The organism is Microcystis sp. LE19-84.1B, from assembly GCF_027531875.1.
GTDB lineage: Bacteria > Cyanobacteriota > Cyanobacteriia > Cyanobacteriales > Microcystaceae > Microcystis > Microcystis panniformis.
Genome location: NZ_JAPZSR010000042.1, coordinates 1 through 11,695, shown reverse-complemented (window position 1 = coordinate 11,695; position 11,695 = coordinate 1). Strand labels below are relative to the sequence as shown.

Here is an 11,695-nt window from a genome sequence, read left to right as displayed (position 1 = left end):
TTTGCTAATAAACATAGCAAAATTATAGATGATTTCCTGACCTAAGATCACATTTTATTCTTTTTTCCACTTCAATCTAAGAATTGAGAAAAAAGCAAAACCTTATATTATACCATAAAAAAATTATGCAAGAGGTCTATTGTATCTTGAATATCTTCTTGCCCCTCTAAAAATAAAATTCGTTTCCCATGTAATAAAATATGACCAGCTTCATGAAAAAAAGAAAACCAAAAATGATCATTGGTTTTGTATCGATCGCTCAATTGAATTAAAGCTTTCTGAGAACCTAACCAACGGGTAGCACCGCATACCCTTGTTTTCGGAAGTTCAGGAACAAAAACCAAGGCAACTCCCGCTGCCGCACAAAGCTCGATCATTTGCGGTTGAAATACTTCGATCGACTTAACAGTTAACGAACGAATTTGCTGCAAGGCATCTCTGAATTTCAACTCGTTGTAATCAGCACAATTAATTTTGGATGCCTCTATTTCTCCTTGACGTAACCATGCTGTTATTGCCCCTTGATCGCTCTCAAACCCCTGAGACTTTCCAAAATCAATCGATAAATTTATCCCCCAAATCTCCTCCCATTGCTCAGGGGAAACAACGGCAAAAAAATTCAAGCTCTCCCGTAATTGCTCTATTTTATCCTCATAAAACTTGAGCCAGCCTAGTTTAGTCATCTGCCGATAAGGAATTTGTTTTAACCAGTCTAAATAACCTTTTAATCTTTGATTCTCGTTTTTTCTCGCTAAATATTCCCGATAAAGTCTTTCGCGCTCTATCCAGAAACCAGCGGGAGTTCCTAACACTAACTCTATCTGTAAGGCGGTATCGATAGTAATCTCCGCTTTACCTTTTATGATCTCATTGATAGTCTTTTTCGGTCTGCCCATGCGTTGGGCAAGTTCCGATTGAGACATATTTCTTTCTTCTAGGATTTCGGCAAGGGTTTCTCCCGGTGGAGAAATAAAATCCGGTGCATATCTGTTCTCAATAGTATTAGTCATGGGTGTCAACTATGCCAATAATTACGACTGCGGTTACTTTCTTCCAATCAATTCCCCCGTCTGCTTTTCGAGGAATCGGTATATTAGCCGGCTCAAAAATTAGTCTGAGGGGATGAACTAAATCTAGGGATAGTTGTCCAGCACGGTTATATAATAATTCGTGGCAACGTCCCGGAAGCGATCGCATTTCCTCCAGGACAATAACTGCTTTTAAGTCGTCGAGTCTTTGCCTGATTTTCTTAGCCATCTTCTCTCCATACTGTTTTTTCAGTAGTCTTTGGCTATTGCATTCGTTCTCAAATTTTTTTTCCTTAAAGACAATATCAATTGTAGATGACTCTTGTAATATTGTTAACCTTTGAGGTTAACAATATTTTATGGTAGCCTCTGGTGCATCCAGTACAAAAGCTCTAAATATAGCGTTAAGAGCTAATAGTCTAGACACCAGTTCTGAAAATGAGGTTAGCTAGAGACAGTTTTTCAGATATTAGCCGATAAATCAGGTGATAATTATGCTAAAATTGCACTAGCAAGCCAAAACAACGAAAATATGATTTTATCGCCTAATAACGCTCAAATTAAGTGCCGCCGCTGCCCAAGAAAAAGACAATCTCTAAACCTCTAAACCGGAGAAAAGCACAATAAGCGACTTGACAACAACAGCGACAATTTGCTATAATGGCCTTTTGTCAACGATTTGACCTTCGGTAAAAGGAGTTCAGAGTAACCTTAGATACAGCCCTATCATGCCCACCATTCAGCAATTAATACGCGACGAAAGATCCAAAGCGAAAAGAAAAACCAAATCTCCCGCCCTCAAACAATGCCCCCAACGTCGGGGAGTTTGTACAAGAGTATATACCACCACACCGAAAAAACCCAACTCAGCCCTACGGAAAGTGGCTAGGGTACGTTTGACCTCTGGATTTGAGGTGACAGCCTACATCCCGGGTATCGGTCATAACCTGCAAGAACACTCGGTCGTCCTCATTCGCGGCGGTCGGGTCAAAGATCTACCCGGAGTCAGATATCACATCATTCGCGGCACCCTCGATGCCACTGGGGTGAAAAACCGTCAAAAGGCGCGGTCTAAGTACGGAACCAAACGCCCCAAACCCGCCGCTAAATAAACAGGGAATTGATTAACCAAGAAAATACTCCCACCGAGTCGGTCAAAGTTAACCCAAGAGACTGAAAACTCGCAGGAGAGGGTTTGAGATGGGCTGTAATCATCCGACTGTCAAGCAAAAGTTAAAGTTAACCTAGAAAATTCAGGAATACTCCGATGTCTCGCCGTAAAAACGTCAAAAAACGTCCTATTCCCCCCGATCCCGTTTACAATAGCTGTTTAGTCAGCATGACCATCCGCCGGATTATGCGATCGGGCAAAAAGTCCCTAGCCGCTAACATCGTTTACGATGCCCTGAAAACCGTCGGCGAACGTACCGGTCAAGAACCCCTAGAAGTATTTGAAAAAGCCGTTAAAAACGCCACCCCCCTGGTGGAAGTGAAAGCCCGCCGGGTCGGTGGAGCCACCTATCAAGTCCCGATGGAAGTACGCAGCAATCGCGGTAGTACATTGGCACTACGTTGGTTAGTCCATTATGCCAGAACCAGAGGCGGCAAAACCATGGCAGGTAAACTGGCCAACGAGATCATGGATGCGGCCAATGAAACCGGCGGCACGATCAAAAAACGGGAAGAAACCCACCGGATGGCAGAGGCCAACAAAGCCTTTGCCCACTATCGTTACTAAGAAAGATACTTTAAAGATACTTTAAGGGCGGTGGATCACACCGCTGCCGCCAAAAAACTGTCAAGAAAAGTATAGAATTGTAAATAGTGTAAAAAATCCTAGAACAAAACCCCATCACTGGCAAGCAAAGCAAGGAGGTTGCTGTGGCACGGACTATCCCGCTAGAGAGAGTGCGAAACATCGGAATCGCCGCTCACATAGACGCGGGCAAAACAACGACAACAGAAAGAATCCTGTTCTACACGGGAGTCGCCCATAAACTGGGCGAAGTCCACGACGGAACGGCAATTACCGACTGGATGGAACAGGAACGGGAGCGGGGAATCACCATCACCGCCGCCGCCATCAGTACCAGTTGGCAAGATCATCGCATCAACATCATTGACACCCCCGGCCACGTCGATTTCACCATTGAAGTGGAACGTTCCATGCGGGTACTCGATGGAGTAGTAGCGGTTTTCTGCTCTGTTGGTGGTGTACAACCCCAATCGGAAACCGTCTGGAGACAAGCCGATCGGTACAAAGTACCCCGGATTGCCTTTATCAACAAAATGGACAGAACGGGAGCGAACTTCTTCAAAGTTTACGAACAATTAAGAGATCGCCTCAGAGCTAACGCCGTTCCCATCCAAATGCCGATCGGCGCAGAAAGCGAACTGAGCGGGATCGTTGATCTCGTCAAGATGCGCGCCTATATATATAAGGACGATCTAGGGAAAGACATAGAAGAAACCGACATTCCCGAAGACTTATTGAAAAAGGCCGAAGAATTCCGCGTACAGCTAGTGGAAGCTGTAGCGGAAGCGGATGAAGAACTCCTAGAAAAATATCTAGAAGGTGAAGAACTCACCGAAGCCGAAATCAAACGCGGTCTCAGGGAAGGGACGATTGCTGGTACAATTGTTCCCGTCCTCTGCGGCTCGGCTTTCAAAAACAAAGGGGTACAACTGCTCCTCGATGCCGTGGTAGATTACCTACCCTCACCCTCGGAAGTAGCGGCCGTTAAAGGGATTCTCCCCGATGGCAGCGAGGCCATCCGGGAGGCTAAGGACGATGCGCCCTTCTCAGCCCTGGCCTTCAAAATCATGGCCGATCCCTTCGGTCGTTTAACCTTCCTGCGGGTCTATTCCGGTGTACTAGCCAAAGGCAGCTACGCCTACAACTCCACCAAAGGAACCAAAGAACGGATCGCTCGCCTGATCGTCCTCAAATCCAACGAACGGATCGAAGTGGATGAACTGCGCGCTGGTGATCTAGGAGCGGCGATCGGACTGAAAAACACCATTACCGGGGATACCCTCTGTGATGAGAAAAGCCCGATTATCCTAGAATCCCTCTTTATCCCCGAACCGGTTATCTCCGTGGCGGTGGAACCGAAAACCAAACAGGACATCGAGAAACTCAGCAAAGCTCTGCAAGCTCTCTCCGATGAGGATCCCACCTTCCGGGTCAAAGTTGATCCCGAAACCAATCAAACGGTAATCGCCGGGATGGGAGAACTGCATCTGGAAATCCTGGTCGATCGAATGCTGCGGGAATACAAAGTCGAAGCAACCGTGGGCGCTCCCCAAGTTGCCTATCGGGAAACCGTCCGCAAACCCGTGCGGGCCGAAGGTAAATTTATCCGTCAAAGTGGCGGTAAAGGACAGTACGGCCACGTCGTCATCGAACTAGAACCGGGTGAACCGGGTTCGGGCTTTGTCTTCGTCTCCAAAATTGTCGGTGGTGCTATCCCCAAAGAATACATCAACCCGTCAGAACAGGGGATGAAAGAAGCTTGCGAATCGGGAATCGTAGCGGGTTATCCCGTCATCGACCTGAAAGCAACCCTGGTAGATGGTTCTTTCCACGATGTGGACTCCTCCGAGATGGCCTTTAAGATTGCCGGTTCTATGGCGATCAAAGAAGCGGTGATGAAAGCTGCCCCCGTTCTCCTAGAACCAATGATGAAAGTCGAAGTGGAAGTACCCGAAGACTTCATCGGTAACGTCATCGGTGATCTTAACTCCCGTCGGGGACAAATCGAAGGTCAAGAAACCGAGACTGGTATCGCCAAAGTCTCCGCTAAAGTTCCCCTAGCGGAAATGTTCGGTTACGCCACTGATATTCGCTCCAAAACCCAAGGACGCGGCATCTTCACCATGGAATTTAGCCATTACGAAGAAGTCCCCCGCAACGTGGCCGAGGCGATTATCACCAAAAGTAAAGGGAACGGCTAATCAGTGACCAGTGAGCAGTGATGACAAACCGATCATTTAAATTCGATCGGTCAACCCGAATAACTGCTAACTTAAAACTGACTCCCCGGTAACTGATTACTGTTCACCCACCTGAAGAAGAAAAAAAACAAAGGAACAGAAAGTAAATGGCACGCGCTAAATTTGAACGGACGAAACCCCACGTTAACATCGGTACGATCGGTCACGTTGACCACGGCAAAACTACCCTCACCGCCGCTATCACTATGACCCTAGCAGCCCTAGGTAATGCCAAAGCTAAAAAATACGATGAAATCGATGCCGCTCCCGAAGAAAAGGCTCGCGGGATCACCATCAACACCGCTCACGTTGAGTACGAAACCGCTGATCGCCACTATGCACACGTGGACTGCCCCGGCCACGCCGACTATGTAAAAAACATGATCACCGGTGCGGCACAGATGGACGGTGGTATTCTCGTGGTCTCGGCTGCTGATGGCCCGATGCCCCAAACCCGGGAACATATCCTGCTGGCTCGTCAGGTGGGTGTACCTAACCTGGTGGTCTTCCTCAACAAAAAAGATATGGTGGATGATGAGGAATTACTGGAACTCGTGGAACTGGAAGTGCGCGAACTTCTCACCAATTACGACTTCCCCGGCGACGATATCCCCATTATTGCCGGTTCTGCGAAAGAAGCCCTCGACTACATGACCAAAAACCCCAAAGCCCAAAAAGGCGAAAACGAGTGGGTAGATGCGATCTATGAATTGATGGACGCGGTGGATAGCTATATCCCCACCCCCGAACGGGCGATAGATAAACCCTTCCTGATGGCGGTAGAAGACGTATTCTCGATTACTGGTCGGGGGACGGTGGCTACCGGTCGGATCGAACGCGGTAAGGTGAAAGTGGGTGATAACGTGGAATTAGTCGGGATCAAAGCAACTCGCCCCACCACCGTCACCGGGATCGAAATGTTCAAGAAAAGTCTGGACGAAGGGATGGCCGGTGACAACGCAGGTATCCTCCTGCGTGGTATCCAAAAAGATGAAATCGAGCGCGGCATGGTGATCGCTAAACCGGGTACAATCAAACCCCACACCCAGTTTGAAGGTGAGGTGTATGTGTTAAGTAAAGAAGAGGGTGGTCGTCACACTCCTTTCTTTAAAAACTATCGTCCTCAGTTTTATGTACGGACAACCGACGTAACTGGCACTATCCAAGACTACACCGCCGATGATGGCAGCAGCGTAGAAATGGTCATGCCGGGAGACCGGATCAAAATGACCGTGGAACTGATCAACCCGATCGCTATTGAACAGGGTATGCGCTTCGCTATTCGCGAAGGTGGTCGCACCATCGGTTCTGGCGTTATCTCCAAAATTATCAAGTAGGCCGATCTACTAATTAACGGGGCAGTTAATGACAAAAAACTGCTCCGTTACTGTCTTTATCTCGTACCTTGACAATTGCAATAGGTGAAATTATGGCTACATTACAACAACAGAAAATTCGCATTCGTTTGAAAGCTTTTGACCAGCGCTTACTCGATACTTCCTGTGAGAAGATTGTCGATACTGCCAATAGAACTAACGCCACAGCGATCGGACCGATTCCCCTACCGACAAAAAGAAAGATTTATTGTGTCCTGCGTTCCCCTCACGTTGACAAGGACTCCCGTGAACATTTTGAAACCCGCACCCATCGCCGCATTATTGATATTTACCAACCCTCTTCTAAGACAATCGATGCTTTGATGAAATTAGATTTACCCGCAGGGGTTGATATTGAAGTTAAATTGTAAAAAATGCCAAAAAGATGTTATCACTAACATCTTTTTTTCTTCCCCACTCTCCCATAACTTTTAAATAGGATTTTTGATAAAAGGAAGTTATTAAAAGAAGAGCAGTACAATTGGTAGGGGTGCATCTTTGGCGATGCACCAGATCGCTAAACCGTTTGTAGGGGAAAACCTAAAGCTTCTCGTTGCTGTAAATACAATTGAGCAACCTGTCGAGCTAAATTGCGAATTCTGCCGATATAACGGGTTCTTTCAGCTACAGCAATCACACCTCTAGCATCGAGTAAATTAAAAGTATGGGAACATTTGAGAACATAATCTAGACTGGGAATCACCAGAGAGCGATCGATTAATTGTTTAGCTTCCTGTTCATATAAACTGAATAAACTAAACAATAATTCAGGATTAGAAGCCTCAAAATTATAGGTACATTGTTCGATTTCATTTTGCAGAAAAATATCGCCGTAGAGGATATTTTCATTCCATTGAATTTTATTAATTGCCTCTACATCTTGCAGATACATGGCTAATCTTTCTAAACCGTAGGTAATTTCGATCGCCACGGGACGACAATCGATACCCCCACACTGTTGAAAGTAGGTAAACTGGGTGATTTCCATACCATCTAACCACACTTCCCAACCCACACCCCAAGCACCGAGGGTGGGAGATTCCCAGTTATCTTCCACGAAGCGAATATCGTGATCTTCTGGGTTAATTCCTAACACCCGCAGGGAGTCTAAATAGATATCCTGAATATTATCAGGAGAGGGTTTAATTAGGACTTGATATTGATAGTAGTGCTGAAAACGATTGGGATTTTCGCCATAACGGCCATCCGTTGGACGACGACAGGGTTCCACATAGGCAACGGCCCAAGGTTCCGGACCAATTGCCCTTAAAAAAGTGTGGGGACTCATGGTTCCCGCACCTTTTTCGGTATCATAGGGTTGAGCAACTAAACAACCGCGATCGGCCCAAAATTCATTTAATTTAGCGATAACAGCTTGGAAAGTTAAAGACATGGGAAAAAGTAAAAAAGGAGATTAGGGGAATTATAAATTATAAATTATGAATTATAAATTATGAATTGGGAAGTGGGGAGCTTTTCAGTGATCAGTTTACTGATAACTGATAACTGATAACTGTCTCCTGACAGTTAAAGTCATTGACTTACTTTTAACTGCAAGCGAAAGTGAACAGGGGTAGAAGATTGGGGGAAAATAACTAATTCATAAAATCCCTCTTCGGGTAATTGACCGGACCATTGCCGATCGCTAGACTTATCTAAAAGGGTAATATTACCCGTGGGAGAGTAGAAAGATAGTAAAACTTCGCCTTCCGCCTCTAAATTTAAGTCTAACCGATTACTGGAACGCAATTTTATTGCATAGGCTTTTCCTTGCCCCTCGCTGAGAATTGCCTCGATAACTTCCTCTCCCCCCGCGTCTAAACTTTCGATCGCTTGGTAAGATAGGCCAGACTGTAAAGATTGTAACTGATTCCAGGCCAAGCCACTCCACAGTTGACCTAGACCGCTATCAAAATTTGGTCTTTCTGTCAATTCGGGAAATAGCTGAAAAAAGGCGGTATCAGTGAGTAAATTAAGGACTCTACTGCTTAAGCGTAACTGATTCACTTGTTCTCGCCATTTTTCTCGCTGTTGCTCGTCGTAGCTACCTAATGCTTCTCTAGTGCCAGAATCGAGACGTTCTAAGCGATCGAGTATTTCTGCTGCTAGAATGTCTCTTTGTTCCTGTTTCTGTTTTTCCTCTTTGATATCCCCATAGCGGAGGTTAAACAATTCATTGACGAGATTTTTAAAAAACTGACCATCAATTCCCAACTCCAGACGGCGCTTTCTCATCTCGGCTTTCCGTTGCCATGCCCGATCTGTGGCAGAATTAAAGTTATTTTCCTCCGTGGCAAAAACGGGTTTAACGGTTTGGGGTTGATTGCTGTGTTTAACCCACTGTTTCCCGATTAACCAGCCTATTACCGCCGATAATAACATCAAGAGGCAAAAAATAGCGATTCTGCCAGAACAGCCGAGAAAAACGGGCGATTTATTCCGAGAATTAGCGGCCATTGTCTCCTTAGACGATGTGGGGTTTTGATCTGTAAAGATGAGATTAACACATAATAATAGGCTAAGACGCATTTTAACCGCCTATCCTTAGATTAGCTGAATCTTCCCCAATCCCTTTACTGTTGCCCCTTGTCTCATCTCAACAAGCAGTTTAAATACACGGGCAGCTTATTATTCATAGCAGATAACCATGACTACGACTCAACCCCTATCCCCTAGCCAAACCGCCCAAAAAGATGAGATAATCTTCCCCAAGGGCGAATTTTGGAGTGATGAACCGCCATTGGAAAGTAATTTACATCTAACTCAGATTATTTTGTTGATAAAATGCCTAGAATGGTTATGGCAAGATAGAGAAGATTACTTTGCAACCGGGAATTTAACCATCTACTACAGTCCCAATCAGAAAAAATCAGAATACTTTAGAGGACCCGACTTTTTTGTAGTATTGGGAACAACTAGAAACCAAAACCGGAAAAGTTGGGTAGTATGGCAAGAAGAGGGAAAATATCCTAATGTGATTATAGAAATCCTCTCAGAAAGTACCGCTAAGACTGATAGGGAAGAAAAGAAAGAAATTTATCAAAATACATTTAGGACTCCTGATTATTTCTGGTTTGACCCCTATAGTTTAGAGTTTGAAGGATATACGTTAATTAGGGGAAAATATCAACCGATTGAACCCAATCAGCAAGGTTGGTTATGGAGTGAAGAATTGGGCTTATATTTAGGGATCTACGCCGATAAATTGCGTTATTTTAGTCCTAGGGGTCAGTTAATCCCAACACCTGAGGAAGCCGCTCTTCTGGAGAAACAGTCCAAAGAATCTGAACGTCAACAAAAAGAACTGGCTTTACAGCAACAAGAATACGAACGTCAACAAAAAGAACTGGCTTTACAAAAAATTGAGCAATTAACGGCAAGATTAAGAGAATTAGGCATTAATCCCGATGAAACCTTGTAGGGGTGCAAGGTGGTCAGTGGGATCTCTTGGGTTTGGTGGGTAAAATGTATTCTAAGATACAGTCTTAGGGCAGTGAGTGGAAGGAACCACAGAGACACAGAGGACACAAAGATCGATCGCTCTTATATAATTTAAATTTATCACACAAAGTCGAGAAGAGCCAGACGTAGGGACAATTCATGATTTATACTCCGAAAATGTAGGGACAATTCATGGATTTTACTCCAAAAAACTAGGAATAATTAATAAAATTTACTCCGAAAATGTAGGGATAGTTCATGATTTATACTCCGAAAATGTAGGGACAATTCATGAATTGTCCCTACCAAGGGTTTCAGTTCCAAACGCCATCGACAGAAATTGAAAATTGAATCGTCTATGCAAACTCTAATTAAGTCGATCGTAGGTTATCTCGTTCCCAGGTTCTACCTGGGAACGCTCTCTTCAGGTTCTACCTGAATATTGCTTTAAGGCAGAGCCTTAAATATTGTGTTTCAAGGCAGAGCCTTGAAACAAGGGTAAAAAGGGTAAAAAGAAAATAAGGGTTACAGAGTCCTCCCAGCACCGCACACCACCCGAAAACCGCGGCTATCTCGTTCCCAGGTTCTACCTGGGAACGCTCTCTTCAGGTTCTACCTGAATATTGCTTTAAGGCAGAGCCTTAAATATTGTGTTTCAAGGCAGAGCCTTGAAACAAGGGTAAAAAGGGTAATAAAGAGAATAAGGGTTACAGAGTCCTCCCAGCACCGCACACCACCCGAAAACCGCGGCTGTAGTTGTCGTAGGAGGGGAGGTTCCTGCTGCGGATGGCAGAACGACAGTAATCAGGTGCTTTGTAGCTGTTCCAAGAACCGCCGCGCAGACACTTGAGATGAGAACGATTATCATTATTGATAGGCCACGCAGATCCATCCTTTGGCGCTCCGATATAGTTATCGTGCCAATCGTCTTCGCACCATTCCCAAACATTGCCACTCATGTCATAGAGTCCCCAAGCATTGGGCTTTTTCTGGCCCACAGGATGAGTTTTACTCTGAGAATTTGCGCTATACCAAGCGTAATCTCCTGACTGATTAGCATCATCACCGAAATAAAAGCGAGTAGTAGTCCCCGCACGACAGGCATATTCCCATTCCGCTTCCGTCGGTAGGCGATAGGTTTTCCCGGTTATTTGACTCAATTTTTGACAAAAAGCTTGAGCATCGTTCCAACTAACATTTTCTACCGGATTTTGGGGATTGTTTTGAAACTTAGAGGGATTGGTTCCCATTACTGCTTCATATTGTGCCTGAGTCACTGGATATTTCCCAATCGCAAAACTGTTGACTTTAACTTGGTGTTGAGGCTTTTCCGAATCCCTAGCATCGGGATCACTGTCAGGAGAACCCATGAGAAATTGACCTGCTAGTAAGCTCACCATCTCCAGTGTTACTCGATTGGGTAGTTTTTCGGTAAATGGAGTAGGTGAAACAGGCTTTTTGACTGCTGCCGGTGCTGGTGGAGGTGACGGGGGAGAAGTCCATCCCAGAGGTTGTAAGGCATTTAAAACCTGTTGTGCAGTCCATCTTTGTTTTCTATCTTTTTGCAAACACCCTTCAATAATCGGTTTAAACTCTTTCGGTAAACTAGGGATTTGTAGCTCACAATTCATCACCTTGGCCATTAATTGATTAATATCATTATTAAACTTATAGGGAAGTTGATTAGTGGTCATTTCGATTAACATAATACCCAATGACCACAGATCCCAAGCTGAGGAAATATCCCCCCTAAAGGCTTCAGGAGGCATATAAATAATTGTACCGCTATTGTGGACGGTTTGAGTGTGGCTTTTGTTATTTAAAGTTCTAATTAAGCCAAAATCTGCTAACTTG

At 44.9% G+C, this 11,695-nt stretch carries 10 protein-coding genes and 1 pseudogene; 6 read left to right on the top strand and 5 right to left on the bottom strand.

Annotation, left to right across the window (positions count from 1 at the left end):
• Positions 1-137: 137 nt before the first annotated feature.
• Positions 138-1,010: pseudogene (locus O9324_RS02215) on the bottom strand (HigA family addiction module antitoxin); the annotation flags it as partial.
• The gene (locus O9324_RS02210; protein WP_353851674.1) at positions 1,003-1,338 is read right to left on the bottom strand and encodes a type II toxin-antitoxin system RelE/ParE family toxin; all 336 of its coding nucleotides are present in this window, start codon (positions 1,336-1,338) and stop codon (positions 1,003-1,005) included. The pseudogene O9324_RS02215 and the gene O9324_RS02210, both read right to left, overlap by 8 nt.
• 418 nt (positions 1,339-1,756) lie before the next feature.
• Between O9324_RS02210 and rpsL the strand changes: the two genes are divergently transcribed.
• The 5 genes from rpsL to rpsJ all read left to right on the top strand — a co-directional run bounded on the left by rpsL (position 1,757) and on the right by rpsJ (position 6,771).
• On the top strand, positions 1,757-2,140 hold the full coding sequence (rpsL, locus tag O9324_RS02205) for a 30S ribosomal protein S12 (protein WP_002740176.1): 384 nt from the start codon (positions 1,757-1,759) through the stop codon (positions 2,138-2,140).
• A gap of 155 nt (positions 2,141-2,295) precedes the next feature.
• Positions 2,296-2,766 carry a 30S ribosomal protein S7 gene (rpsG, locus tag O9324_RS02200; RefSeq protein ID WP_002758831.1) on the top strand — a complete coding sequence of 157 codons (471 nt, stop codon included), beginning with the start codon at positions 2,296-2,298 and terminating at the stop codon, positions 2,764-2,766.
• 143 nt (positions 2,767-2,909) lie between these two features.
• Positions 2,910-4,985 carry an elongation factor G gene (fusA, locus tag O9324_RS02195; protein ID WP_002771998.1) on the top strand — a complete coding sequence of 692 codons (2,076 nt, stop codon included), beginning with the start codon at positions 2,910-2,912 and terminating at the stop codon, positions 4,983-4,985.
• A gap of 146 nt (positions 4,986-5,131) precedes the next feature.
• Positions 5,132-6,361, top strand: coding sequence for an elongation factor Tu (tuf, locus tag O9324_RS02190; RefSeq protein WP_002771996.1), 1,230 nt, complete (start codon positions 5,132-5,134; stop codon positions 6,359-6,361).
• A 92-nt stretch (positions 6,362-6,453) separates the two neighbouring features.
• Positions 6,454-6,771: a 30S ribosomal protein S10 gene (rpsJ, locus tag O9324_RS02185; protein WP_002740287.1), complete on the top strand. Its 318-nt coding sequence runs from the start codon at positions 6,454-6,456 to the stop codon at positions 6,769-6,771.
• 146 nt (positions 6,772-6,917) lie between these two features.
• Here rpsJ and glyQ read toward each other — a convergent pair whose 3' ends face one another.
• A complete protein-coding gene (glyQ, locus tag O9324_RS02180) occupies positions 6,918-7,793 on the bottom strand; it encodes a glycine--tRNA ligase subunit alpha (protein WP_002771993.1) in 876 nt (291 codons plus the stop codon).
• 140 nt (positions 7,794-7,933) lie between these two features.
• Positions 7,934-8,857 carry a serine/threonine protein kinase gene (locus O9324_RS02175; protein ID WP_288139370.1) on the bottom strand — a complete coding sequence of 308 codons (924 nt, stop codon included), beginning with the start codon at positions 8,855-8,857 and terminating at the stop codon, positions 7,934-7,936.
• A 190-nt stretch (positions 8,858-9,047) separates the two neighbouring features.
• Between O9324_RS02175 and O9324_RS02170 the strand changes: the two genes are divergently transcribed.
• Positions 9,048-9,821: a Uma2 family endonuclease gene (locus tag O9324_RS02170; protein ID WP_288139368.1), complete on the top strand. Its 774-nt coding sequence runs from the start codon at positions 9,048-9,050 to the stop codon at positions 9,819-9,821.
• A gap of 727 nt (positions 9,822-10,548) precedes the next feature.
• Here O9324_RS02170 and O9324_RS02165 read toward each other — a convergent pair.
• Positions 10,549-11,695: SUMF1/EgtB/PvdO family nonheme iron enzyme (locus tag O9324_RS02165; RefSeq protein ID WP_288139367.1), on the bottom strand; the 1,147-nt coding region annotated here is incomplete at its 5' end.

What these genes read in the sequence shown, in the direction of transcription:
- rpsL (WP_002740176.1), top strand. Translation starts at nt 1,757, where the DNA reads ATGCCCACCATTCAGCAATTAATACGCGACGAAAGATCCAAAGCGAAA.
- rpsG (WP_002758831.1), top strand. Translation starts at nt 2,296, where the DNA reads ATGTCTCGCCGTAAAAACGTCAAAAAACGTCCTATTCCCCCCGATCCC.
- tuf (WP_002771996.1), top strand. Translation starts at nt 5,132, where the DNA reads ATGGCACGCGCTAAATTTGAACGGACGAAACCCCACGTTAACATCGGT.
- rpsJ (WP_002740287.1), top strand. Translation starts at nt 6,454, where the DNA reads ATGGCTACATTACAACAACAGAAAATTCGCATTCGTTTGAAAGCTTTT.
- glyQ (WP_002771993.1), bottom strand. Translation starts at nt 7,793, where the DNA reads ATGTCTTTAACTTTCCAAGCTGTTATCGCTAAATTAAATGAATTTTGG.
- O9324_RS02175 (WP_288139370.1), bottom strand. Translation starts at nt 8,857, where the DNA reads ATGGCCGCTAATTCTCGGAATAAATCGCCCGTTTTTCTCGGCTGTTCT.
- O9324_RS02170 (WP_288139368.1), top strand. Translation starts at nt 9,048, where the DNA reads ATGACTACGACTCAACCCCTATCCCCTAGCCAAACCGCCCAAAAAGAT.